The sequence below is a fragment of the Curtobacterium sp. MCLR17_034 genome (assembly GCF_003234485.1).
Classification (GTDB): domain Bacteria; phylum Actinomycetota; class Actinomycetes; order Actinomycetales; family Microbacteriaceae; genus Curtobacterium; species Curtobacterium flaccumfaciens.
Genome location: NZ_QKTH01000004.1, coordinates 169,774 through 192,264 on the forward strand (window position 1 = coordinate 169,774; position 22,491 = coordinate 192,264).

28 protein-coding genes are annotated in these 22,491 nt (G+C 70.6%); 12 read left to right on the top strand and 16 right to left on the bottom strand.

Features of this window, described 5'->3' with window-relative positions; genetic code table 11:
• Positions 1–52: 52 nt before the first annotated feature.
• The 5 genes from DEI98_RS06865 to DEI98_RS18615 form a co-directional block, all read right to left on the bottom strand.
• On the bottom strand, positions 53–574 hold the full coding sequence (locus DEI98_RS06865) for a hypothetical protein (protein WP_110865411.1): 522 nt from the start codon (positions 572–574) through the stop codon (positions 53–55).
• Positions 575–582: 8 nt separating this feature from the next.
• Positions 583–792, bottom strand: a complete 210-nt coding sequence (locus DEI98_RS18320) for a hypothetical protein (RefSeq protein WP_146237763.1) — start codon at positions 790–792, stop codon at positions 583–585.
• Positions 793–900: 108 nt separating this feature from the next.
• Positions 901–1,389 (bottom strand): hypothetical protein, encoded by a 489-nt coding sequence (locus DEI98_RS18325; protein ID WP_146237764.1) that lies wholly within the window; start codon positions 1,387–1,389, stop codon positions 901–903.
• Entirely contained in the window at positions 1,386–1,979 is a 594-nt protein-coding gene (locus DEI98_RS06870) for a recombinase family protein (protein ID WP_110865412.1), read from the bottom strand. Before DEI98_RS06870 ends, DEI98_RS18325 begins: the two co-directional genes overlap by 4 nt.
• 807 nt (positions 1,980–2,786) lie before the next feature.
• Positions 2,787–3,248 (bottom strand): hypothetical protein, encoded by a 462-nt coding sequence (locus tag DEI98_RS18615; protein ID WP_181422760.1) that lies wholly within the window; start codon positions 3,246–3,248, stop codon positions 2,787–2,789.
• On the opposite strand from DEI98_RS18615, the gene DEI98_RS06875 reads away from it, so the two are divergent.
• From DEI98_RS06875 to DEI98_RS06890, 4 genes are read left to right on the top strand one after another with little or no spacing between them, the layout of a single operon-like run.
• Positions 3,240–4,055, top strand: coding sequence for a carbohydrate ABC transporter permease (locus DEI98_RS06875; protein ID WP_164941182.1), 816 nt, complete (start codon positions 3,240–3,242; stop codon positions 4,053–4,055). The two genes, DEI98_RS18615 and DEI98_RS06875, sit on opposite strands and share 9 nt — an antisense overlap.
• A 49-nt stretch (positions 4,056–4,104) precedes the next feature.
• Positions 4,105–5,430 (top strand): alpha-L-fucosidase, encoded by a 1,326-nt coding sequence (locus DEI98_RS06880; RefSeq protein WP_110865413.1) that lies wholly within the window; start codon positions 4,105–4,107, stop codon positions 5,428–5,430.
• Positions 5,430–5,774 (top strand): L-rhamnose mutarotase, encoded by a 345-nt coding sequence (locus tag DEI98_RS06885; protein WP_110865414.1) that lies wholly within the window; start codon positions 5,430–5,432, stop codon positions 5,772–5,774. Before DEI98_RS06880 ends, DEI98_RS06885 begins: the two co-directional genes overlap by 1 nt.
• A complete protein-coding gene (locus tag DEI98_RS06890; RefSeq protein ID WP_110865415.1) occupies positions 5,771–6,727 on the top strand; it encodes an aldo/keto reductase in 957 nt (318 codons plus the stop codon). Before DEI98_RS06885 ends, DEI98_RS06890 begins: the two co-directional genes overlap by 4 nt.
• Before the next feature lie 93 nt (positions 6,728–6,820).
• Here DEI98_RS06890 and DEI98_RS06895 read toward each other — a convergent pair whose 3' ends face one another.
• From DEI98_RS06895 to DEI98_RS06920, 6 genes are all read right to left on the bottom strand, one after another.
• Positions 6,821–7,096, bottom strand: a complete 276-nt coding sequence (locus DEI98_RS06895) for a GlsB/YeaQ/YmgE family stress response membrane protein (protein WP_110865416.1) — start codon at positions 7,094–7,096, stop codon at positions 6,821–6,823.
• 96 nt (positions 7,097–7,192) lie between these two features.
• Positions 7,193–7,870: a FadR/GntR family transcriptional regulator gene (locus tag DEI98_RS06900; protein WP_111092777.1), complete on the bottom strand. Its 678-nt coding sequence runs from the start codon at positions 7,868–7,870 to the stop codon at positions 7,193–7,195.
• A gap of 100 nt (positions 7,871–7,970) precedes the next feature.
• On the bottom strand, positions 7,971–8,744 hold the full coding sequence (locus DEI98_RS06905) for an SDR family NAD(P)-dependent oxidoreductase (protein ID WP_220037072.1): 774 nt from the start codon (positions 8,742–8,744) through the stop codon (positions 7,971–7,973).
• Positions 8,744–9,592: a fumarylacetoacetate hydrolase family protein gene (locus tag DEI98_RS06910; protein ID WP_110865417.1), complete on the bottom strand. Its 849-nt coding sequence runs from the start codon at positions 9,590–9,592 to the stop codon at positions 8,744–8,746. Before DEI98_RS06910 ends, DEI98_RS06905 begins: the two co-directional genes overlap by 1 nt.
• 42 nt (positions 9,593–9,634) lie before the next feature.
• Positions 9,635–9,979: an amidohydrolase gene (locus tag DEI98_RS06915; RefSeq protein WP_111100313.1), complete on the bottom strand. Its 345-nt coding sequence runs from the start codon at positions 9,977–9,979 to the stop codon at positions 9,635–9,637.
• 138 nt (positions 9,980–10,117) lie between these two features.
• Complete coding sequence (locus DEI98_RS06920) at positions 10,118–10,387, bottom strand: glutaredoxin family protein (RefSeq protein ID WP_017888006.1); 270 nt, start codon at positions 10,385–10,387, stop codon at positions 10,118–10,120.
• An 81-nt stretch (positions 10,388–10,468) separates the two neighbouring features.
• Here DEI98_RS06920 and DEI98_RS06925 point away from each other — a divergent pair, with 81 nt between their 5' ends.
• The 6 genes from DEI98_RS06925 to DEI98_RS06950 all read left to right on the top strand — a co-directional run bounded on the left by DEI98_RS06925 (position 10,469) and on the right by DEI98_RS06950 (position 16,648).
• Positions 10,469–12,190: an adenosylhomocysteinase gene (locus DEI98_RS06925; RefSeq protein WP_111100314.1), complete on the top strand. Its 1,722-nt coding sequence runs from the start codon at positions 10,469–10,471 to the stop codon at positions 12,188–12,190.
• A complete protein-coding gene (locus tag DEI98_RS06930; RefSeq protein ID WP_258370758.1) occupies positions 12,187–13,572 on the top strand; it encodes an amidohydrolase family protein in 1,386 nt (461 codons plus the stop codon). Before DEI98_RS06925 ends, DEI98_RS06930 begins: the two co-directional genes overlap by 4 nt.
• Positions 13,569–14,087 (top strand): cupin domain-containing protein, encoded by a 519-nt coding sequence (locus tag DEI98_RS06935; protein WP_111100315.1) that lies wholly within the window; start codon positions 13,569–13,571, stop codon positions 14,085–14,087. Before DEI98_RS06930 ends, DEI98_RS06935 begins: the two co-directional genes overlap by 4 nt.
• Before the next feature lie 83 nt (positions 14,088–14,170).
• Positions 14,171–14,992: an ABC transporter substrate-binding protein gene (locus DEI98_RS06940; RefSeq protein ID WP_111095325.1), complete on the top strand. Its 822-nt coding sequence runs from the start codon at positions 14,171–14,173 to the stop codon at positions 14,990–14,992.
• 4 nt (positions 14,993–14,996) lie between these two features.
• On the top strand, positions 14,997–15,875 hold the full coding sequence (locus tag DEI98_RS06945; protein WP_071404033.1) for an amino acid ABC transporter permease: 879 nt from the start codon (positions 14,997–14,999) through the stop codon (positions 15,873–15,875).
• On the top strand, positions 15,872–16,648 hold the full coding sequence (locus DEI98_RS06950) for an amino acid ABC transporter ATP-binding protein (protein ID WP_111100316.1): 777 nt from the start codon (positions 15,872–15,874) through the stop codon (positions 16,646–16,648). Before DEI98_RS06945 ends, DEI98_RS06950 begins: the two co-directional genes overlap by 4 nt.
• Here the strand turns inward: DEI98_RS06950 and DEI98_RS06955 are convergent.
• A complete protein-coding gene (locus DEI98_RS06955) occupies positions 16,645–17,610 on the bottom strand; it encodes an NAD(P)H-quinone oxidoreductase (protein ID WP_111100317.1) in 966 nt (321 codons plus the stop codon). The genes DEI98_RS06950 and DEI98_RS06955 overlap by 4 nt on opposite strands.
• A 148-nt stretch (positions 17,611–17,758) precedes the next feature.
• On the opposite strand from DEI98_RS06955, the gene DEI98_RS06960 reads away from it, so the two are divergent.
• Both DEI98_RS06960 and DEI98_RS06965 read left to right on the top strand, forming a co-directional pair.
• Positions 17,759–18,166, top strand: a complete 408-nt coding sequence (locus tag DEI98_RS06960; RefSeq protein ID WP_071404030.1) for a hypothetical protein — start codon at positions 17,759–17,761, stop codon at positions 18,164–18,166.
• Positions 18,166–18,654, top strand: coding sequence for a hypothetical protein (locus DEI98_RS06965; protein WP_111100318.1), 489 nt, complete (start codon positions 18,166–18,168; stop codon positions 18,652–18,654). Before DEI98_RS06960 ends, DEI98_RS06965 begins: the two co-directional genes overlap by 1 nt.
• A gap of 93 nt (positions 18,655–18,747) precedes the next feature.
• On the opposite strand, the gene DEI98_RS06970 is transcribed toward DEI98_RS06965, so the two are convergent.
• The 4 genes from DEI98_RS06970 to DEI98_RS06985 all read right to left on the bottom strand — a co-directional run bounded on the left by DEI98_RS06970 (position 18,748) and on the right by DEI98_RS06985 (position 22,433).
• Positions 18,748–19,626: an aldo/keto reductase gene (locus DEI98_RS06970; protein WP_071244093.1), complete on the bottom strand. Its 879-nt coding sequence runs from the start codon at positions 19,624–19,626 to the stop codon at positions 18,748–18,750.
• A gap of 67 nt (positions 19,627–19,693) precedes the next feature.
• Complete coding sequence (locus DEI98_RS06975) at positions 19,694–20,941, bottom strand: FAD-dependent oxidoreductase (protein ID WP_111100319.1); 1,248 nt, start codon at positions 20,939–20,941, stop codon at positions 19,694–19,696.
• Between the two features lie 141 nt (positions 20,942–21,082).
• Entirely contained in the window at positions 21,083–21,550 is a 468-nt protein-coding gene (locus DEI98_RS06980) for a DUF6264 family protein (protein WP_111030703.1), read from the bottom strand.
• Between the two features lie 10 nt (positions 21,551–21,560).
• Positions 21,561–22,433, bottom strand: coding sequence for a CoA ester lyase (locus DEI98_RS06985; RefSeq protein ID WP_017887994.1), 873 nt, complete (start codon positions 22,431–22,433; stop codon positions 21,561–21,563).
• Positions 22,434–22,491 lie beyond the last annotated feature (58 nt).

Consider the following 22,491-nt stretch of genomic DNA (forward strand, 5'->3'; position numbering starts at 1 on the left):
GCTGATTCTCGGCCGGTCTGACCTCGCCGAGTGAAAGCGTCCCTGCGCCCAACTAGTCCGGGTCGTACTGCATGCCGCGGGGCATCGTATGCATCGAGTACGTGGCCTTATGAGAGCGACCTGCTCGATACTGTTCGGCGTAACCGCGGTACTGCCGATCAGCTGGTGACTTCGCGGTGAACGAATCAAGCAACTGCCATTCCACGACGCCTCGGGCCGGCACCTCCACAGGCAGGTCCGGGCCCACGTACTGCGCGCGCTGCTCCGGCCCACCCCTCTCCGCTTGCTCTCGGTTCGTCATCTGCATCAGCTTCAACGAAGTCGAGACTCCCTGCTCGAGTTCGAGGAGGCCGGCGTCGTAGACCGTCACCCCACTGGCTCCTGAATTGGAGATCGTCAAGGTGAACTCGACGATGGTGTCACCCCGTTTCACGAGTGTCTCCTCGTCAAAGTCGAACTGGGTAGCACGAACGAGGCCGACCTTGATCCGGCCTAGCCGCCAGACTGCGGCCCCAATCTGCCAAGCGAGGGACACAACCGACAGCCCAAGAGCCGCGATTGCGACCCAGGTCACTCCCGAACTCATGACTGTGCGGCTCGCCGCCCTGGTGGACGCTCGCGCTCATGGCGAGTGCTGCCGGGCGCAGCTCCGCGCGCCTTGTCGATGTACAGCGTCCCTGCCCAGATGAGCACGATGCACGTGATGACGTTGAGGAGAGCGAGGGCCCCACCAACGAGGACGAGCGTCAGCCCAAAGCCGGTCAGGTCCCCTGAGAAGTCTGTGATCTGCACGGCGCAAGCCTATGAGCAGGCCGCGCAGCGATTGCGAGGAGTAGGGCATCATCACAATCGGCATCGGCTCGTTCGCTTCGCCTGGTGTCGCCCTAGCTTGTTCGGGACTCATCGTCGGGGACGTCGCGCGAACCACTGTCGTCGTGAGGTTGCCGTCGAGGCTGCCGACGGGCGCTCTGCAAGCGCCTGCTCATAGGCACCAAGCCAGACCACGGCGCGAGCGCGGTTCCGGTTGCCGAGCACCGCACGCTTCACTGACGGCAATGCCAGCGCTACGGCCACCGCGGCCAGCACGACACACACGATCGCAAATGCAGCAGTTCCAACCCACCCAGACCCAAGGTTTGCTGTTGCACTCCCGGAGGTCGGGACCCGGGAGAGCATGATTGCGAGGATTGTGACGGTGGCCGCTTCGAGAGCGAGGACCAGCGTTGCCTCCTGGTCCGCAGCTTGCGACCGCAATTCGGCGAGGACCAGCAGCTGCACAGCGTCATCGTCGCTGACGAACGCGTCCAGCTCGTTCCGGGTGACGATGATGTGTTCGTGCAGGTGCCGCGAAACCTCCGGCCGATCCTTGAGTGCCGTCCGCTTGCTCATCCGGCATCACTTGACTGCAGGAGGCGGATGCGCCGGTACAGGGTGGCGCGGGACATGCCGAGGTCGCGGGCGACTTGGGACGCCGACTCGCCGGCATCGAGGAGCCGGATCGCGGCGCGGACCTGGCTGTCGGTGAACACCGCGCGGCGGCCGCCGAGGTCCTGACCGGCGGTGCGGCGCTTCGTCACCGAGTCACGAACCCGTTCACGTTTGATCTCGAGTTCCATCTGCGCAAGCGCCGCCATGACGGAGAACACCATCGACCCCATCGGCGTTGCCGTATCGACATCGCCACCACCGAGATTTAGCACGCGGAGCCCCGCGTTCCGGTCACGGAGCTGCGCGGCGAAGCTGAGCATGTCGATCGTGGATCTGCCGAGCCGGTCGAGTGTGGTGACCGCCAACGTGTCCCCGTCGTGCAGCGCGTCCAGCGCCCGGTCGAACGCTGGGCGCGAGGCACGAGCCCCGGACACCCCCTGGTCGACGTACAGGTCATCCCTGCGCACTCCCGCGGCAAGCAGATCCTGTTCCTGCCGATCGGTGTCCTGCTGCCGGGTCGACACGCGCGCATACCCGATCAGCTTCACCACGATGCGGCAACTGTCTCACAACCAACCTTCATGACAGCGATCATGGCCCACACTTGCGACACATAGTTGCGAGACTCGCCGTCCCACGGACTCTCGCGGAACTCGCTTGCACGATCTCGCCGCCGACGAGACCTCTCGCAACCGTAGGGATACAAGACTTGTCGCGGACCCCGTACAGGCATCAGCCCCCATCGAATTCCCATCAGTGCTACTGATCCCGCTCGTCGACTCAGGAGGAGACCCATGTCGGAACCACAGGACTTTGCATTCACCGCCGGTACAATGCAGGACTCACCGGCGATTTTCGGGCCATCATCCGCGGAGTTGCTAATTTCAGAAGTGCTCCCGATTTTAGTCGCTCCTCGACGGTACCAACCCGTACAACTCACGGCAACAGAACAATACGGCAGCCAGCTCGCGGAGTACGACGTGTGGGGCAAACCCATTGACTGGGGCTTGGCGAGCGGAGGACCGGAACACTGGTGACCTTGATTCCTACGATCCCGCCACACGGGAGTATCGACTGGCGGGAGAGCTGCAGGAGACGCATCCCGGCCAGTGGGGACTTGAGCCAGAAGTGGTCCGGCTTGCCCTCCCTATAACGTTGGGAGTCTGGGGCCGCGGAACGGACCCTTGGCGGATGGTCTCAGCGGCAAGTACCGGAGAAGAACTCTTGGTCACTCTCAGGAACACAAGAGACGACCACCTGCTGGGCTCACTGACCGTGAGTAAGCGCCTCGAGATGGTCACAAGATTCGATACCCCGGCAGGTTGTATTCGCTACCGGGATATCGAATCTGCGGATGGCTAGATGCCAGCCTCCTTCTTGTTCGGGTACCAGCACCGCTTGCCACATGAGCTGCAGTGGAAACGGTGAGAGGCGACGTTGGAACCGACGCCAAGCACCTTGTGGATCTTATAGGTGGGGTCATCTACGACCAGGTCCTCGATCTTCACAGATCCCGAGCCGTTGTAACCCTTGTACCTACCAACTAGATAGGAGGTGCCCTTCGCGCCCCCGGTCAGGCGGAAGAGGGAATGCGCCATTTCCTTGGGCTCCTTGAACGCACCGCGTTGCTGCTGGCTCGTCACGGTACCGCTCAGAGTGGGCTTACCTGCTGCCGGCACAGTCTGAATCTTGTTTTGAGCCGAGGGGTACCCGGCATACATGTCCCAGTAAACGAGAATGCTGCGGCTCCAGCTCTTCTTCCCGCCGCCGGTCTGACCGCGCTGCCCCGCACACACCGGCAGACCGGCCGGGTGCGCCACGCGGTGGGCTACGTGCTGCTCTGTCTGGTGGCCCTGCTGTTCGTCTCGCCGCTCATCTACATGGTGGCGACGAGTCTGAAGCCGTCGGCCGACGTGTTCACGACCCCGCCGACGCTCTGGGGCTCGTCCATCGAGTGGGGCAACTACGCACAGGCGTTCACGTACCTGCCGTTCGCCCGGTTCATCCTGAACGGTGTCTTCGTCGCCGCGGCCGGCACGGCGATCAACGTCGCCGTCGCGGTGCTGTCCGGCTACGCGTTCTCGCGACTGCGGTGGCGCGGCCGGAACACGGTGTTCGTCCTGTTCCTGGCGACGCTGATGATCCCGCAGGACGTCCTCGTCATCCCGATGTACGTGATGATGCAGGGCTTCGGGTGGGTCGACACGTTCCAGGCGCTCATCATCCCGTGGGCGTTCACGGCACTCGGCGCGTTCCTGGTGCGGCAGTTCTTCCTCACCGTGCCGCAGGAACTCGACGACGCCGCCCGGGTGGACGGTGCCGGAGCGATCCGGACGTTCTTCTCGGTGATGCTCCCGCTGGCCCGGCCGACGATGGCAGTCCTCGCCGTGTTCTCGTTCATCGCGTACTGGAACTCGTTCCTCTGGCCGCTCGTCATCGTCAACGACGTCGAGGCCCGTGGCACCATCCCGCTCGGCCTGCAGCAGTTCTTCGGGCAGCAGGGCTCCGAGTGGAACCTCGTGATGGCGGCCTCGGTGATCTCGATGCTGCCCACGGTGGTCCTGCTGATCCTGCTCCAGAAGCACCTCGTCAAGGGGATCGTCACCAGCGGTCTCGGCGGCCGGTGACACCGCCGACCGTCCCCCCTCGCCCTCCACTGAAAGGAACACTGGCCTCATGACCATCACCGCACCTGCCGAGCCGCAGACCGCGACCGACTCCGCGGGGTTCCCCGCGTGGTTCTCCCACGACCGGTTCGGCATGTTCATCCACTGGGGGCTGTACGCCCTGCCGGCACGGCACGAGTGGGTGAAGAACCGCGAACGGATCACCGACGAGGACTACCAGAAGTACTTCGACCACTTCGACCCGGACCTGTTCGACGCCGCGGACTGGGCACGTCGGGCACGGCAAGCGGGGATGAAGTACGTCGTCCTCACCACGAAGCACCACGAGGGCTTCTGCCTGTGGGACACCGCCCTGACCGACTACAAGTCCACGAACACCCCGTTCGGCCGCGACATCGTGCGCGAGTTCGTCGACGCCGTCCGTGCCGAAGGGCTGCGGGTCGGCTTCTACCACTCGCTCATCGACTGGCACCACCCGGACTTCACCGTCGACGGCGTGCACCCCCGGCGCGACGACTCGCCGGAGGAGATCGAGGCGTTCAACGAGGGCCGCGACATGTCGCGCTACCGCGAGTACCTCCACGGTCAGGTCGAGGAGCTGCTCACCGACTACGGGCAGATCGACTACCTGTTCTACGACTTCTCGGACCGGGACAACGACCACGAGGACATCTGGGGCGGCAAGGGCCGGGACGAGTGGGGGTCCGAGGAGCTCATGGCGCTGACGAAGCGGCTGCAGCCCGGCATCATCGTGAACGACCGGCTCGACATCCCCGGTGACCTGGTCACCCCCGAGCAGTACCAGCCCGACAAGCCGATGGAGGTCGACGGCGTCCCGGTGCCGTGGGAGGCCTGCCAGACGCTGAACGGCTCGTGGGGCTACGACCGCGACAACCTGAACCTGAAGCCGGTCGACCTGCTCGTCCGCATGCTCGTCGACGGCGTCTCGAACAACGGGAACATGCTGCTCAACATCGGCCCGACCGGTCGCGGCGAGTTCGACGGGGTCTCGCGGCAGACACTCGACGGCATCGGGACGTGGATGCACCAGCACGCTCGCTCGGTGTACGGGGCGGGGCCGTCGCGGTTCGTCGCCCCGCGGAACACCGTCTACACACAGAACGGCAACCGCCTGTACCTGCACCTGTTCGCGTGGCCGTTCGAGCACGTACACCTGCCCGACCTCGCCGGCCGGGTGGCGTACGCGCAGCTGCTCAACGACGCATCGGAGATCCACTTCCGCGAGATCCCGCCGGGCACTCGGGCGCAGAACACCGGGCTCGGCGGTCAGCCCGCCGGCACGCTCACCCTGACGCTGCCGATCGTGCGGCCCGACGTCGCCGTGCCCGTCGTCGAGCTGTTCCTGCGCGACTGATGCAGCGGATCCTGACGCGGACGCGACTGCGGGCCGGGAACGAGGCGGCGTACGACACCGTGCACGCCTCGGTCCCGCCCGCGCTCGCGGCGCGACTGCGCGAGGCCGGCGTGCACGACTGGACGATCTGGCGGGACGGGCTCGACCTGGTCCACCTGATCGAGGTCGAGGACCACCGGGCGATGCGCCGGGCGCTCGCCGACGACCCGGTCAACGCCGAGTGGCAGGAGACGATCAACCCGCTGCTCGAGGCGGACGACGACTACTCGGGCGACGACGACGGGGTCCCGCGGGTCTGGTCGCTGGCGGACCAGGTGCACCACGCGGATCAGGTGGACCCGTGACCGATCTCGACCTGGACCGTGGCCCGTTCTGGTTCGGCGGGGCCGGCATCGGCAACCTGCTCCGTCCGGTGTCCGACGACGACGCCCGCGCCACGGTCGACGCCGCGTGGGACGCCGGGGTGCGCGGGTTCGACACCGCCCCGCACTACGGCCTGGGCCTGTCCGAACGGCGGCTCGGGGCGGCGCTCGCCGGACGGCCCCGGCAGGAGTTCCTCGTGTCGACGAAGGTCGGGCGGGTGCTCGTGCCCGGGCGCGGTGACGGCGACGACCTGGCGTCCGGGGGTTTCGCGGTGCCGGACGACACCGTGCGGCAGTGGGACCCGTCGCCGTCGGGCGTGCGGCGCTCGCTCGACGAGTCGCTCGGCCGCCTCGGGCTCGACCACGTCGACGTCGCCTACCTGCACGACCCGGACGTGTACTCACTCACCGACGGTCTGACCCAGGCGCTGCCGACGCTCGCCGAGCTCCGCGACGAGGGCGTCGTGCGGGCGGTCGGCGTCGGGTCGAACTCCGTCGAGGCGCTGTCGGCGGCCGTCGACACCGGGCTCTGCGACGTCGTCATGCTCGCCGGGCGGTACACCCTGCTCGAGCAACCGGCGGCGGCGCTCGTCGACCGGTGCGCGTCGCTGGGCGTCGCGGTCGTGGCGGTCGGCGTCTACAACTCGGGGCTGCTCGGGCAGGAGCGCCCTTCGGCGGGTGCGACCTACGACTACGCCGAGGCCTCCGCGCAGCTGCTCGCGCGGGCGAATTCCGTCGCCGACGTCTGCGAGCGCCACGGGGTCACGCTGCCCGAGGCCGCGCTGGCGTTCCCGCGTCGGGCCCCGGCGGTCGCGGCGATCGCGCTCGGGGTGCAGTCCGCCGACCAGGTGCGCTCGAATGTCGCCCGGGCCGCCGCCGTCGTGCCCGAGGCGCTCTGGGACGACCTGCGTGCAGCGGGCCTGCTCGCGATGTGACGCCACGTACGACGAAAGTCACCCCGAACCACGCGTCTGCGTGGTTCGGGGTGACTTCGGTGGTGCGCCGGTCGGACCGGCAACACGTGGTGCCTAGCGGCGCGAACCGCGGCCGGCGACGCGCGTGTAGATGAACAGCACGATGATGGCGCCGATGATCGAGCCGATGATGCCGGCGGGCTGGAAGAAGCCGTCGTTCCCGTCGTGGTTGAAGATCAGGTAGCCGAGGAACCCGCCGACGAACGAGCCGACGATGCCCAGGACGATCGTCATGAGGATGCCGATGTTCTGCTTGCCGGGGATGATCAGCCGGGCGAGAGCGCCGGCGATGAGTCCGATGATGATCAAGCTGATGATGAGACCGAGCACGGTGTCCTCCTCGTGGGTGCGGTTGCCGCGGCATGGTTGCCGGAGTCAGGGCCGAGGACCGACACAACTCCGAGGTTCCTGGGAGGATTGTCGGGTTCAGTCGAGGGAGCGCCGCAACCAGCGCTCGACACCTTCGACGTGGGACACGACGAGGGCCTGCACGAGCTGCGGATCCCGGCGGCGGATGGCGTCGACGATGGCCGCGTGCTCGTCGAGGGTCCGCTGCACCGAGCCGTTCTGCGTCAGTCCGCGCCACACCCGCACCCGTACCGTCTTGCTCGACAGGGCGTCGAGCAGCCCGGACAGGTACTGGTTGCCGCCGATGCCCGCGATGGTCGAGTGGAACAGCAGGTCGTGGGCGACGAGGTCCTCGACGCCGGTGTCCTCGCCGACGGACTGCATCAGGGTCGCGAGTTCGTCGATCTGCTGCGCCGTGGCACGGGCCGTCGCCAGGACGGCGGACGCCGGTTCCAGGATGCGGCGCACCTCGAGCAGGTCGACGAGCGACCGGTCGTGGTGCATGTCGACGACGAACGACACCGCCTCGAGCAGGACGCCCGGTTCGAGCGACGTCACGTAGGTGCCGTCGCCGCGTCGGACGTCGAGCACGCGGATCAGCTCGAGCGCCTTCACCGCTTCACGGAGGCTGTTGCGGGACAGCCCGAGCGACTCGCTCAGTTCCTTCTCGGGCGGGAGGCGCTGGCCGGGTTGGAGCTCGCCGCTCACGATCATCTGCTGGATGCGTGCGATCGCATCGTCGGTTAACGACGCCACGTCACCACCTCCTGTGGATCCGGCCGCGTGCGCGGCGGGACGTCCCGACGATACCCGGGACGGGCCTCCAGGCCGGTGCGGCGGAGCCGCGGGGCGACCATCAGGCCGGCCGCAGCCGGAGCGCCTGCATCCCGCCGTCGACCGCCAGCTCGACGCCCGTCGTCGACCGGGCGAGCGGGCTCGTCAGGTAGGCGACCGCCTCGGCGACCTCCGCCGCCTGCACCAGGCGTCCGTGCGGCTGGCGTGCCTCGAGCGCGGCGCGTTCGGCGGCCGGGTCGTCCGCGGACGACAGGAGTCGCGCGATCCACGGGGTGTCGGCGGTGCCGGGGTTGACGGCGTTGACGCGGATGCCCTCGCGGACGTGGTCGGCGGCCATCGCGCGGGTGAGTGCGGAGATCGCCCCCTTCGTGGCGGAGTAGAGCGCCCGCTGGGGCAGCCCGGCGGTGGCCGCGACGGAGCATGTGTTGACGATGCTCGCGCTGTCCGACGCTCGGAGGTGGGGGAGCGCGGCGCGGGACAGGCGAACGGCGCCGAGCACGTTGACCTCGTACACGCGGCGCCACTCGTCGTCGGAGTTGTCCTCGACCGTCCCCTGGGCGCCGATGCCGGCGTTGTTCACGAGCACGTCGAGACCGCCGAGCTGGTCGACGGCCGACGCGACGGCGGCACGGACGGACTCGTCGGACGACACGTCGCAGGTGACGGAGACGAGTCCGTCGGCGGCGGACGGTTGCAGGTCGAGCACGGCGACCGCTGCGCCGCGCTCCTGCAGCGCGGCCGCGATGGCCGCGCCTATGCCGGAGGCGCCGCCGGTGACGATCGCGCGGAGACCCGCGTGGGTGCTGGGCATCCCGGTCGCGGTGGTGCCGGTCATCAGGCTGCTCCCACTGTCTGGCGCTGCGAGCCGAGCCCGTCGGCGGTGAGCTCGACCACGTCGCCGGGCTGCAGGTACGGCGCGTGTCCGGCCAGGGCGACCCCGGCCGGGGTGCCGGTGCTGATGACGTCGCCCGGGTACAGCACCATGAACTGCGACAGGTACCGGACGATCTCGACGGGTCGGAAGATCATGTCCGCCGTGGTGCCGTCCTGCCGCACCTCGCCGTTGACGGTGAGCCGGAGTGCGAGCGCCGCCGGGTCGACCTGGTCGGGGGTGACCAGCCACGGGCCGAGCGGGTTGAACGTCTCGCAGGACTTCCCCTTGTCCCACTGGCCGCCGCGCTCGAGCTGGAATGCGCGTTCGGAGACGTCGTTGGCGATGGCGTAGCCGGCGATGCAGGCGCTCGCGGCCTCGTCGGAGTCGCAGTAGCGGGCGGTCTGCCCGATGACGACGGCGAGTTCGATCTCCCAGTCGGTCTTCTCGCTGCCGCGGGGGATCAGGACCTCGTCGTCCGGGCCGATCACCGTCATCGGGTCCTTCATGAACACGATCGGCTCGGTCGGGATCTCGGCGCCGGTCTCGGCGGCGTGGTCGCGGTAGTTCAGGCCGATGCAGACGACCTTGCCGGGACGGGCCACCGGTGCTCCGCGGCGGAGACCCTCGGCGTCGGGCAGCGCTCGGAGGTCTCCGGCGCTCCGCGCGTGCTGGACGCGGGCGACCGGGTCGGACGCCAGGAAGGCCCCGCCGATGTCGGTCGTGATCGGGCGGAGGTCGAGGACCTCGCCGTCGGTGTCGACCGCGACGGGGATCTCGCCGCCCGCGGGGCCGAGTCGTGCGAACTGCATCGTTCCTCGCTCTCCGGCTGCACCGGCGCAACCAGAGACATCCTATGTCTGCTCCGGGTTGCCGACAAGGTCGCCGGTGCTGAGGGTCCTCCCATGCAGGTACGTGCGCTCCGCCGTCCCGCTCAGCACCGACTGCCGTTCGTCCGCGGTCAGGTCCACCCAGCCGACGACCCCGGCGACCGGCTCGGGCTGCTCGAGGAGCCAGGCGGTCTCGCCGGGGTCGTGCACGGCCTGCACGACGATCGTCCGGGTGACGTCGGTGCTCCGGGCGGCGGCGCGGAGGTCGTCCACGTCGAACCGGCGGCGGATCGGAGCGACCGAGTCGTCCATCCAGGGGTACGGCCGGTCGGCGGGATCCCACAGGTGGTGGTGAGCGTCGATGATCACGCGCTCATGATGCCTGATTCATCCGATGTCCGCCCGGGGGGTGCCGGTGCGGCGACCGCTGGCGCTCAGCGACACCTCACGCGCCACAGTGCCCGTGAGGTGTCGCTGGGTGCGTGGAGTCGCAGCGGCCAGTGGCGATCAGACGACGCCGGAGGCCTCGAGCTCTGCTCGCAGCTCGGCGTCGGACGGCTCGACGAAGTGCTTGCCGTTGGGCAGCACCACGACGGGGATGTTCTTCCGGCCGCTGATCGCCTCGGCACGGTCGGCCGCGGACAGGTCCTGCTCCACGTCGACGTACTCGTAGTCCACGCCGAGGGTGTCGAGCAGCGCCTTGGACCGACGGCAGTCGCGGCACCAGTCGGCGCCGAACATGGTCACGCGGTCGGGGGCAGTCGTTGCATCGCTCATGTGCAGAGAGTACGTCGGAGCGCCCCCGGGCATTCCCGGAGCGCCGCCGGACCCGCGCCCCGCTCGCCCTACGATTGGCACATGCCGCCAGCACCCGATCCCGCGACGCTGGCCTGGGCCTCGGCGGCCGTCCGGCGCTTCGCCGCCGCGACCAACCTGCTCGTCGCCGCCCGCCGGTTCCGCATCGTCGGCGGTGACCCCCGTGACGCCGCGGCACTGCGGCACCTGCTGACCGCACTCGGGGCGCGCGAGGCCGAGCAGCCGAACCACCAACACCAGCACCGGCAGCACCCGTCCGACCTCGTCGACCAGCTCTGGTGCCTCGGCACGCCCGAGGAGTCGACCCCCGCGGTCGAGCAGGCCGCCGACCGCCCGCGGGGCACCACGCTGGTCGTCGTCGACGCCGGCCGGTACCTGCCCGCCGTCGACGAGGACGCCTTCGGTCCCGTCACATCGGCCCGCCCCGGCGTGCTCGCCGTCCCGATGCTCTCCGACGACGTCTTCCTGGTGTCCACCGGCCGCGACCTCGAAGACGACCCCGCAGCGGACGCCCGCTTGCGCTGGGCACGACGTTCCATGCCGGTCGCCCGCTCGGTCGCCGCGGAGCTCCGCGACGGCGGACTCCTGCGCGGCACCCGCATCGGCGTCGCGATGTTCCTCGAGCCCAAGACGGCGGTGCTGAGCCTGCTCCTCCGTGACGCCGGCGCCGAGGTCGTCGTCTACGCCCACGCCGACGAGACCGACGACGCCGTCGCCGAGGCACTGCGGTCCGCCGGCCTGGCGGTCTTCGCGAGCAGCACGGCGACGCTCCCCGAGCAGAAGCAGCTGGCCCTCGCGATGCTCGACACCGCGCCGCACATCCTGCTCGACGACGGCTCGCACGTCATCCGGCTCGCCCACCAGGAACGCCCCGACCTGCTGCCGACGATGCTCGGAGCCGCCGAGGAGACCACGAGCGGCCTGCGACCCCTGCGTGTACTTGCGGCGCGTGGCGAGCTCGGCATCCCGGTGATCGCGGTGAACGACGCCCGCACCAAGACGTTCTTCGACAACCGGTACGGCACCGGGCAGTCGACGGTGTTCGCGGTGCTCGACCTGGTCGACGGGCTCGCGTCCGGCACACACCGGGTGATCCCGGGAGGCGCGGCGGTCGTCGCCGGGTTCGGGCACGTCGGCGAAGGGGTCGCCCTGGTGCTCACAGCCCTCGGGTTCCGGGTGACGGTCGCCGAGACCGACCCGGTCCGCGCCCTGCAGGCGCGGTTCGCCGGGTACGCCGTGGCCCCGCTCGTCGAGGCGGTGTGTGACGCCGACCTCGTGATGAGCGCCACCGGGGTGTCGCACACCATCGACCTCGAGGTGCTCCGTGCCTGCGCGGATGGTGCGGTCCTCGCCGTCGCCGGCGGGGTCGACCAGGAGATCGCCGTCGACGGCGCGCTCGCCGCCGGGGCCCGGCGCCAGGACGTGGGCCCGAAGGCCGAGCGGTTCGTGTTCCCCGGGTCCGACGGTGGGCCGATCGTGCTCGACGACGGTGGCTGCATCAACATCACCGCGGCCGAGGGCAACCCGGTCGAGATCATGGACCTGTCGTTCGCCGTGCAGCTCGGCGCCGTCCGGATGCTCCTGGAACGCGGCGACGAACTGGAGCGTGCCGTCGTGCCGATCGACCCCGCGGTCGACGACGTGACCGCCCGCGCGGCGCTCGCCGCCTTCGGGAGCCGACCCGTGCCTCCCGGCCTCCCCGCTGAGCACCCGGCGGACCGCGAGCCGGACGTCCGGACGCACCGTTTCGGAGACCCGGCGTGAGCGCCCGACAGCACCCGGTCACGGTGCACTCGGCGCGCGTCGTCGTCCCGATGACGGCGCCACCGATCGCGGACGGCGCGGTCGCCGTGCAGGACGGCCGGATCCTGCACGTCGGCGACCGGTCGTGGGTCATCGACCAGCTCACCGGGTCCGACGCGACCTTCACCGAGCGGCAGTGGCGTGGCGCGCTCCTGCCCGGACTCGTGAACGCGCACTCGCACCTCCAGTACACCGGCATGGCCAGTGTCGGCCAACGGCAGTACAGCGGATTCGAGGACTGGGCCGCAGCGTTCAACGTCGACTACGCCGAACCGCACGACTGGCGGGCCGAAGCCGCGGACGGTGCACGGGCGTCGATCCTGGCCGGCGTCACGAGCATCGCGGACATCGTCACCGACATCGAGGCCTCGACCGCGCTGCAGGACGCCGGGCTCGGCGGCATCGCGTACTGGGAGGTGATGGACTGGGAGAACGACGCCTGGCAGTCGCACGGTCGCGACCAGGTGCTCGACGAACTCGACCGGATCCCCACGACGCCCGGAGCCGGCCTGTCCCCGCACGCGCCGTACTCGCTCGAGGTCGCCCCGCTGCTCGAGCTCCCCGACATCGTGCGGCAGCGCGGTCTGCGACTGCACCTGCACCTCGGTGAAGCGGCATTCGAGGGGGAGCGCACCGCCCTCGGTCCGGTCCCCGGGCTCGACGGGGTCGACGGCGTCGGCCACGGGAACGACTGGCACCTGGCGAACGTGCCGTCGTTCCGGGCGCTGCGAGCCCTGGGCTTCGGTGCGAGCGCGACCGCGTTCGTCGACCGTCTCGGCGTGCTCGGGCCGGACTGCCACATCGCCCACGGCGTGTACATGACCGCCGCCGACCGGGCGCTCCTGCGTGCCCGTGGCACCGCGGTGGCGCTGTGCCCCCGCTCCAACGCCGTCATCGGCCTCGACCCGCCGCCCGTCGCCGACTACCTGCGCGAGGGCAGCCCGATCGCCATCGGCACCGACTCCCTGTCGTCGTCGCCGTCCCTCGACCTGATGGCCGACGTCACCGCGCTGCACCGGATCGCCCGCGCCCAGGGCTACGGGCACCGTGACCTGCACGAGCGGCTGCTCGCGGCGGCGACCCTCGGTGGTGCGCACGCGATGGGCCTCGCCGTCGGGCCGGACCGCATCGGGCACCTCGCCGTCGGGGCGCGTGCCGACCTGGCGGTCTTCGACGTCGACGCCCGGACCGTGCCGGACGCGGTCGCCGAACTCGTCGAGGACGGCGCCGGTCGGGCGGCCGCCACCGTGATCCGTGGAGTCGTCCGCGCCGCGGCGGGCGTCGTCACCGAGCCGGCTTCCCCGCACATGGACATTCCCGCACCGCACCAGGAGGAACGATGACCGAGTCCGCACCCCGCCCCGGCACGGCCGCACGCCGAACCGTCACCGGTGAGCTGATCGAGTGGCTCGACGTGCCGAAGCGCGCGATCGCCCTCGGCATGGAACCGCACCCCGAGGGTGGCTGGTACGTCCGCACCTGGACCTCGCCGGCGACGGTCACCACCCCCGCGGGGGAGCGTCCCGCCGCCACCCTGATCCACTTCCTGCTGCCCCCGGGCGAGGCCTCCGCCTGGCACCGGGTCACGAGCGACGAGATCTGGATGTGGCACGGGCCGGACACCGTCGACCTGCAGCTCGGCGGCGACGGTGACGTCCCCGAGCCCGGTGCGACGATCACGCTCGGCCCGGACGCCGGACGCGACCGGGTGAACGACGCGCAGGCGTTCGTGCGCGGCGGGGTGTGGCAGCGGACGATCCCGGGCGACGGCGAGGTGCTGCTGAGCTGCCTGGTGTCGCCGGGCTTCTCGTTCGACGACTTCACGATGGCCGACGACGGGGACCCCGCCGCCGAGTAGCACCGCGACACGGTTTCGCGTTGGTATCCCACTGCGAAGTACACTTCGACCTGCCCCCACCCCCCTCGCACGAAGGCCCGACCGTGACCCGTCACCTCCGCTTCACCCTCGCCGTCGCCACCGCCGCGGTCGCCGCCCTCGCCCTGTCGGCCTGCTCCGCCGGGGGCAGCAGCAACGCCGACGGCACCGTGACCGACGGCAAGCTCACGATCGCCACCGGTGACCCCGCGTACTCGCCCTGGGTGGAGGACAACAAGCCGCAGTCCGGCAAGGGCTTCGAGTCCGCCGTGGCCTACGCGGTCGCGAAGGAAATGGGCTACAGCAAGTCCGACGTCGTGTGGAAGCGCAGCACCTTCGACAGTGCCATCGCGCCGGGCCCGAAGGACTGGGACCTCAACGTCCAGCAGTTCTCGATCGACGCGAAGCGCAAGAAGGCCGTCGACATGTCGAGCGCCTACTACACGACGACCCAGGCGGTCGTGACGACCTCCGGGTCGAAGGCCGCCGGCGACACCACGATCGCTGCCCTCAAGCAGGACGCGATCGGCGTCGCGACCGGTTCGACGAGCATCGCGAGCGTCAAGGACGTCCTCGGTGTCACGCCGCAGGTGTTCAACTCCAACGACGACGCCGTGCTCGCGCTCAAGTCCGGGCAGATCGACGCGATCGTCACCGACCTGCCGACGGCGTTCTACATGGCCTCGGCCCAGGTCGACGACGGCACCGTGTCCGCGCAGTTCCCCGACGACGGCAAGGGCGACCAGTTCGGCTTCGTCCTGCCGAAGGACTCGGAGCTGACGAGCAAGGTCGACAAGGCCCTGAAGACCCTCGACGACGACGGCACCCTGCAGGACCTGCAGACCAAGTGGCTGTCGTCGGAGACCGGCACGCCGGTCCTGAAGTAACCGCATGACCCTGCCAGCAGGGGCCGGCACCCCGGTCGCCGCACCCGCGCCGAGCCAGGTCGAGCTCGAGCGTCGGCTCTACCGCCGCCAGCGTGGCCGTCGCTCGGTCGTGGTGTCGGTCGTCTCCACCCTGGTCGTGCTCGCCGTCGTGTACTTCGGCGTCGTGAACACCCCCGGCTGGGCGGCGGTGCAGCAGTCGTTCTTCGACCCGCAGACCGCGGTCGACACGTTCCCGGACATCCTGCTGGGCCTCTGGCTGAACGTCCGGATCCTGTTCTTCAGCGCCATCGGCGTCGCCGTGTTCGGCACGCTGCTCGCGGTCGTCCGCGGCCTGCGCAACCCGGTGTTCTTCCCGCTGCGGATGCTCGCGACCGGCTACACGGACCTGTTCCGCGGCCTGCCGCTCATCATCGTGCTCTACCTGGTCGGCTACGGCATCCCCGGGCTCGGGGTGTTCCCGCGGCTCCCCGCCGAGGTCTGGGGCACGATCGCGATCACCCTGACCTACTCGTCGTACATCGCCGAGGTGCTCCGCGCCGGCATGGAGGCCGTGCACCCCTCGCAGCGCCTGGCCGCCCGGTCGCTCGGACTCTCGCACGCCAAGACACTGCGGCTCGTGGTGCTGCCGCAGGCGATCCGCAAGGTCACTCCGGCGCTGATGAACGACTTCGTGTCGATGCAGAAGGACGTCGGTCTGGTGTCGATCCTCGGGGCCGTCGACGCGGTCCGCTCCGCCCAGATCGCGCAGGCCGAGACCTACAACTTCACGCCGTACTTCGTCGCCGGGCTGCTGTTCGTGGTGATCAGCCTGCCGCTGATCCGCGTCACGGACGCGATCGCGCGTCGCCAGCAGCGGCGCGAACAGATCGGAGGGACCGTATGAGCGAGGCCGACCTGGAGGCCCGTGGTGCGTCCGGTACGGACGCCGCGGTCCTCGAACTGCGCGGGTTGCGCAAGGCCTTCGGCGAGCACGAGGTCCTGCGCGGGATCGACCTGACGGTCCACCGCCGCCAGGTCATCTGCGTCATCGGGGCCTCGGGCTCCGGCAAGTCGACGCTGCTCAAGACGGTCAACCTGCTCGAGGGCATCGACGACGGCGAGATCCTGCTGCAGGGCACGGACATCGCCGACCCGCGCGTCGCCGTCGACGCCGTTCGGGCGCGCATCGGCGTGGTGTTCCAGCAGTTCAACCTGTTCCCGCACATGAGCGTGCTCGACAACGTCACGCTCGCCTCCCGCCAGGTGCACGGCATCGGACGGGCCCAGGCCGAGGAGACCGCGCGCCGCCTGCTCGACCGGATCGGTCTCGGCTCGTTCGCCGATGCGTACCCCGACCGCCTGTCCGGTGGGCAGCAGCAGCGCGTCGCGATCGTCCGGGCGATCGCGTCGGACCCGGAACTCCTGCTGCTCGACGAGGTCACGAGCGCCCTCGACCCGCAGCTCGTGGGCGAGGTGCTCGACCTGGTCACCGAGCTGAAGCGGCAGGGTTCGACGATCCTGATGACGACGCACGAGATGCACTTCGCGCGGAACGTCGCCGACCGGATCGTGTTCCTGCACCGCGGCGAGGTCGTCGAGCAGGGATCCCCCGCCGACGTCCTCGACCACCCGCAGCACCCGGCGCTCGTCGAGTTCCTCGCCCGCGTGCACGCCTAGGGCGTCAGCAGCACCTTGCCGATCACCTCGCCGTCGCGCACGCGGCGGTGGGCTTCCTCGACCTCGGCAAGGGGCAGCACCGAGTCGATGACCGGGCGCACCCGGCCGTCGGCGACCAGCGGCCAGACGTTGTAGCGGACCGCCTCGACGATGGCGGCCTTCTCGGCGAGCGGCCGTGCGCGCAGGGTCGTGCCGCTGATCGTCGCGCGCTTCCGCATCAGCACCCCGAAGTCGAGCTCGGCGGTGCGGCCGCTGCCCGAGGCGATGACCGCGATGTGCCCGTTCGGGGCGAGGGCCTGCAGGTTCCGCTCCAGGTAGGACGGTCCGACGACGTCGAGCACGACGTCGACGCCGACACCGTCGGTGAACGCCATGACGCGCTCCACGAAGTCCTCGGTGCGGTGGTCGACCACCAGGTCGGCGCCGAGGTCACGGGACGCGGCGACCTTGCGGTCGCCGCCGCTCGTCGCGATCACCGTCGCACCGAGGGCCTTCGCCCACAGCACCGCGTGTGACCCCATACCGCCGGTACCGCCGTGCACCAGGAGCGTCTGCCCCGGCCGGAGCCCAGCGAGCATGCCGATGTTGGAATAGACGGTGCAGGCGGCCTCGGGCAGCCCGGCCGCCTCGACCAGGTCGACGCCCTCGGGGACCGGCAGCACCTGGGTGACCGGCGCGACGACGAGCGACGCGTACCCGCCGCCGGAGAGCAGCGCGCACACCCGGTCGCCCACCGCCACGGTCGTGACGCCCGCACCGACGGCCCGCACCGTGCCGGAGACCTCGAGCCCGAGGATCTCCGAGGCCCCGGGCGGCGGCGGGTAGTTCCCCGCGCGCTGCTGCAGGTCGGCGTTGTTGACGCCGGCCGCGGCGACCTCGATCAGGACCTCGTCCGTGCCGGGTTCCGGGTCGGGCAGGTCGGTGACGGACATGGAAGCGTCGTCGAACGTGATGGCTCGCATGCCCTCGACGGTACGCGCCACGTGCCTCCGGCCGGGTGCCGGTCGCCCACAACCCGGCCGGTCTCCCTGTGGATGTTCCCTGTACGCTCGATGACGGATCTGCACCTCATCCGGGGGAGTGCGGACAGATCGAGGGGGACTCTCCACCATGCCCAAGAAGCTCATCGCGCTGGCCACCGCCGGCCTCGCACTCACGCTGCTCGCCGGTTGCTCGACCGGGCCGTCCAAGGCCGAGCAGTGCACGCAGTTCGAGAAGACGGTCAAGTCCGCCGCCCAGGGCGTCCAGTCCGAGGCCGCGAACCTGCAGTCTGACCCGGACGCCGCCGTCACGAAGCTCAAGGAGCTCGACGAGAAGATCTCCGACGGCGTCGACGACCTGTCGGACGACGACCTGAAGGCCAAGGGCGACGCCTTCGAAGAGGCGTACGGCGACCTGGTCGACGACATCGAGGACATCGCCGACGACCCGCAGTCGGCCGACGTCTCGGCCCTGACGAAGTCCAGCACCAAGGTGCAGGACGCCGGCAACGCGTTCCAGAAGGAGTGCAACTCCTGATGCGCCGCACCCTCACCGCGCTCGCCACCGCCGGCCTCGCGCTCACGCTGCTCGCCGGCTGCTCGGGCGGCGACGGCGGTTCGTCCGACGGCGGCTCCTCCGGCGGTGACTCGGGCTCGTCCAGCGCCCCGTCGGCCTCGAAGACCGCCGCCGCGGCACCCGCCCAGACCAAGCAGGAAGCCTGCTCGCTGCTCGAGAACGAACTCGCGTCGTTCCTCAAGGAGCAGGGTTCCAGCTCTGCCCCGGCCGAGCCGAAGGCTCGTGCGGCGCTCATCGACGAGTTCGTCCAGCGCATCGACTCGGCGCTGACGAAGGTCTCGAACGACCAGGTGCACGACACGTTCGAGGACTTCTCCGGCGCGGCCAAGGGCTACAGCTCGGCCATCCGCTCCGGCGCGGCCGAGGACTCCACCGAGGTCACGAAGGCCCAGTCCGAGGTGCAGACCACGCTCGACCAGGTCTCGGCGGTCTGCCCCGCCAAGAGCTGAGCGGGCGCACGCCCGGCCACGCACGACGACGCCCCGCCGCTCCTGGACCAGGAGCGGCGGGGCGTCGTGCTTCCCCCGTCGGGGGAACGGGCGTCAGACGGCCGCGGGCTGCGAGGCGTCGAGGCGTGCGACGTCCTCCGGCCGCAGCCGCACGGTCGGCGCCGTGATCGAGTTCAGGATGGACTGCGGCCGCGACGCACCGGGGATCGGCACGACGACGTCGCTCTTCTGCAGCTCCCACGCCAGGGCGATGACCTGCGGGGTGACCCCACGGTCGCGGGCGATGTACGCGAAGTCCTCGAACGCCGTGCCGAGGTCCGCCGCGCTCCCGATGCCACCGAGGGGGCTCCACGGCAGGAACGCGATGCCGAGCTCGTCGCACAGCTCGAGTTCCGGCTCGCTCGACCGGAACTTCGGCGAGTACTGGTTCTGCACCGACGCCAGGCGTCCGCCGAGCACCTCGTTCGCGGTGCGGATCTGGTCCGGGTCGGCGTTCGAGATGCCCGCCATCCGGATGACGCCCTCGTCGAGCAGCTCGGCGAGCGCCCCGATCGAGTCAGCGTACGGCACTGCCGGGTCGGGGCGGTGGAACTGGTACAGGCCGATCTGCTCGACGCCGAGCCGCTTCGCCGAGGCCTTCGCCGCCTCCTTCAGGTACTCCGGGTGCCCGTTCTGTGCCCAGTTGCCGGCTTCGGGGCGCAGGTGTCCGCCCTTCGTCGCGATGAGGACGTCCGAGGTGTCGTCGTGGAACTCCCGGACGGCCCGCGCGATGAGCTCCTCGTTGTGCCCCACCTCGTCGTGGCCGCCCAGGTGGTAGGCGTCGGCGGTGTCGATGAGCGTGACACCGTTCTCGAGCGCTGCGTGGATCGTGGCGATGGACTGACGCTCGTCCGGTCGGCCCTCGATCGACATGGGCATCCCGCCCAGACCGATGGCACTGACGGACACGTCTCCGATGACTCGTTGCTTCATCGGCCCAGCATGCGCCCGCCCCCGACGCCGACGCCCAGTTCCCGCACCGACGCGCCACGAGCCCCCGTCACCGACGAGCCCACGACGGCGCGTGTTCCGGCAGCGGGCCGAACGCGATGCCGCGGGCGTAGAGGCCCCGGACCGGCGGGACCCAGCGCGCGAGCAACACGGGGAGCAGCGGCGGACCGTCCTGCAGGTGCCCGGCGAAGGCCCGCTCGAACACGACCCGGTGCAGCACCGCCTGCGCGGCCTGCACCAGGGCTGCGGGCGGGGTCCGGCGACGCTGGACGGCTGCGAGCGCCCGGTCGAGGCCGTCACCGCGGAGCCCCCGTCGGAGCGCCGGCACCAGGATCGTCGCGGTCGCCACCGCGTCCTGCACCGCGAGGTTGATGCCGACCCCACCAGCGGGCGACATCGCGTGCGCGGCGTCCCCGATGCAGAGCAGCCCCGGGCGCCACCACCGGCGCAGGCGGTCCATCCGGACGTCGAGCACGTGCACGTCGTCCATCGAGGCGATCGCGTCGACCCGGTCCGCGAAGTCCGGTCGGAGCCGCGCCACACGGGACCGGAAGGCCGTCACCCCCGCTGCGCGCAGGGCCGCGTCAGAGCCCTTCGGCGCGAAGTACGCGACCTGGTGGGAGTCCGGCCGCGGGAAGCTCAGCAGCACGTCCCGGTCCGAGAACGTGGGGGTGAGGGCGCTCGCCGCGTCCCCGGGGTGCCGGGGCAACCGGAACCACCAGGTGTCGAACGGCACCCGGAACGCTCGTGGCACGAGGCCGGCGGCGCGACGCAGCACCGAGTTCCGCCCGTCGCAGGCGATCACGACGTCCGCGCGGAGTTCCTCGGGTTCGCCGGTCCCGTCCCTCGACCGCAGGTGGACCCCGGTCACGACACCGTTCTCCTCGATGAGCCCGGTCGCGGCGAGGCCCATCGAGATGCCGAACGACGGTTCCCGACGGGCGGCGGTCACGAGCAGGTCGAGCAGGTCCCACTGCGGCACCATCGCCACGTGGTCGTACGGCGGTGCGAGACGCGAGAAGTCACCGAGCAGCAGCCGTGAGCCGTCCGGCATCGGCAGCGAGAAGTCGTCGAGGCGTGACTGCGGCAGCGCCCGGAACGGTGCTCCGAGGCCGAGTTCGTCGAGCAGCCGGATGGTCGAGGCGTGCACCGTGTCGCCCCGGAAGTCCCGGTTGAAGTCGTCGTGCCGCTCGAGCACACGCACGTCGACGCCGGCGCGGGCGAGCAGCAGCCCGAGCACGACCCCTGCGGGGCCGCCACCGACCACCGCGACCGTCGTCCGCGACACCGTCACCATGCTCCGGACGCTACCCCGCTCCGGACTGGAGGCGCGTGGCGGCCCCGCCCCGCGCCTCCAGGCCGGAACGCACACGCGTTCTCGGACCCGGCACGCGTCGGACGACGGCGTCCGGTCGGAAGGGTGGTGTCGGTGCGCCGGTCAGGCGCTGGCGGACACCGACGACGAGGCAGAACCGCTGTCGACGGCGTTCGCGAAGACGACCCCGCCCCACACGATGACGACGATCGCGAGCACGAAGCCGATCGCGGCGATCCACCACGAGGGCTTCCGCCGGATCCACGCGCCGATCGACAGCACGATCGTGGCGACCCCGATGACGAAGGCGCCACCGACCGCGATGGCCGCGCCACCGAAGTACCCGCCGGGCGTGCAGCCCGACGAGGCGTCGCACTCCGCCGTGGCCGAGGCGATCGCGACGATGCCGACGACCGCCGTGATCGCGGTCATGACGGCACCGAACACCAGGAGCAGCACCGTCGAGATCCGGTCGGCGAGCTTCGCCGGCGGGAACAGCGTGGTGCCGCCGCGCTCCCACGCCGCGCGCTGCGCGTCCGTGGGGCCGGAGGAGGACTGCGGCGGAGGGCCGGGGACGTTGGACCAGGTCATGCGTGCAGTCCTACCGCGCCTCGACCCCGAACGCCTGTGCGAGCCGCTGGATCTTCTGCGCCCGACCGAGCCGCGGCAGGTCGGAACCGTCGCGGATGACCCGGCCGCGGGCCTCGAAGTCGTCGAGGAAGTCCTGCGCCCAGGCGACGTCGGTCGGCGTGGGGGAGATGACCTCGTTGATGACGGGGAGCTGCTCGGTGTCCAGGCAGAGCTTGCCGGTGAGGCCGAGCGACACGGCCACCTGCGACTGCTCGCGGAGGATCGGGTGCGACGACCCGACCGTGGGGCCGTCGATCGGGCCCGGCAGGTCGCCGACGCGCGAGGCGACGACCAGCTTCGACCGCGGGTACGCCATCGCGAGCGTGTCGGCGCTGGTCCCGGTGTCGCGGCGGTAGTCGCCGGAACCGAAGGCCAGGCGGAACGCGCCCTGCGCCTTGGCGATCGACACGGACTCCTCGATGCCCAGGGCCGACTCGACGAGGGCGATCACCGGCGTCTGGCCGCCGAGCCGGTGCCAGGTGTCGGTGACCTGGGCGGGGGACTCGGTCTTGGCGAGCATGACGCCCTGCAGCCCGGGCAGGCCGCGGAGCTCCTCGACGTCGTCCGCCCAGAAGTCCGTCGTGACGTCGTTGATGCGCACCCAGGCCTCGCCACCGCCGGCCAGCCAGGCGGCGACGCCCTGCCGGGCCGAGGGCTTCGCGGCGGGGTCGACGGCGTCCTCGATGTCCAGGATGATCTGGTCGGCGCGGGAGCGCTGGGACTTGTCGAACCGGTCGGTGGCGGTGCCGGACACCAGCAGCCACGACCGTGAGATCTCGGCGGGGACCGATCGACGCCGGTTCGGCGTGGGGGCGGACGGAGCGGTGCGGTCGTCGATGGCCATGCCCCGTTGGTACCACACCGGACGGGGCCGCCGTCGGATCGGGCGCGCCGCACGTCGG

Bases quoted from the DNA above. Each gene is read 5' to 3' on its own strand.
- DEI98_RS06965 (WP_111100318.1), top strand. From the start codon at position 18,166: ATGCGCCGCACCCTCACCGCGCTCGCCACCGCCGGCCTCGCGCTCACG.
- DEI98_RS06910 (WP_110865417.1), bottom strand. From the start codon at position 9,592: ATGCAGTTCGCACGACTCGGCCCCGCGGGCGGCGAGATCCCCGTCGCG.
- DEI98_RS06950 (WP_111100316.1), top strand. From the start codon at position 15,872: ATGAGCGAGGCCGACCTGGAGGCCCGTGGTGCGTCCGGTACGGACGCC.
- DEI98_RS06885 (WP_110865414.1), top strand. From the start codon at position 5,430: ATGCAGCGGATCCTGACGCGGACGCGACTGCGGGCCGGGAACGAGGCG.
- DEI98_RS06935 (WP_111100315.1), top strand. From the start codon at position 13,569: ATGACCGAGTCCGCACCCCGCCCCGGCACGGCCGCACGCCGAACCGTC.
- DEI98_RS06920 (WP_017888006.1), bottom strand. From the start codon at position 10,387: ATGAGCGATGCAACGACTGCCCCCGACCGCGTGACCATGTTCGGCGCC.
- DEI98_RS06960 (WP_071404030.1), top strand. From the start codon at position 17,759: ATGCCCAAGAAGCTCATCGCGCTGGCCACCGCCGGCCTCGCACTCACG.
- DEI98_RS06975 (WP_111100319.1), bottom strand. From the start codon at position 20,941: ATGGTGACGGTGTCGCGGACGACGGTCGCGGTGGTCGGTGGCGGCCCC.
- DEI98_RS06955 (WP_111100317.1), bottom strand. From the start codon at position 17,610: ATGCGAGCCATCACGTTCGACGACGCTTCCATGTCCGTCACCGACCTG.
- DEI98_RS06880 (WP_110865413.1), top strand. From the start codon at position 4,105: ATGACCATCACCGCACCTGCCGAGCCGCAGACCGCGACCGACTCCGCG.
- DEI98_RS06945 (WP_071404033.1), top strand. From the start codon at position 14,997: ATGACCCTGCCAGCAGGGGCCGGCACCCCGGTCGCCGCACCCGCGCCG.
- DEI98_RS06925 (WP_111100314.1), top strand. From the start codon at position 10,469: ATGCCGCCAGCACCCGATCCCGCGACGCTGGCCTGGGCCTCGGCGGCC.
- DEI98_RS06970 (WP_071244093.1), bottom strand. From the start codon at position 19,626: ATGAAGCAACGAGTCATCGGAGACGTGTCCGTCAGTGCCATCGGTCTG.
- DEI98_RS06980 (WP_111030703.1), bottom strand. From the start codon at position 21,550: ATGACCTGGTCCAACGTCCCCGGCCCTCCGCCGCAGTCCTCCTCCGGC.
- DEI98_RS06905 (WP_220037072.1), bottom strand. From the start codon at position 8,744: ATGACCGGCACCACCGCGACCGGGATGCCCAGCACCCACGCGGGTCTC.
- DEI98_RS06985 (WP_017887994.1), bottom strand. From the start codon at position 22,433: ATGGCCATCGACGACCGCACCGCTCCGTCCGCCCCCACGCCGAACCGG.
- DEI98_RS18325 (WP_146237764.1), bottom strand. From the start codon at position 1,389: ATGAGCAAGCGGACGGCACTCAAGGATCGGCCGGAGGTTTCGCGGCAC.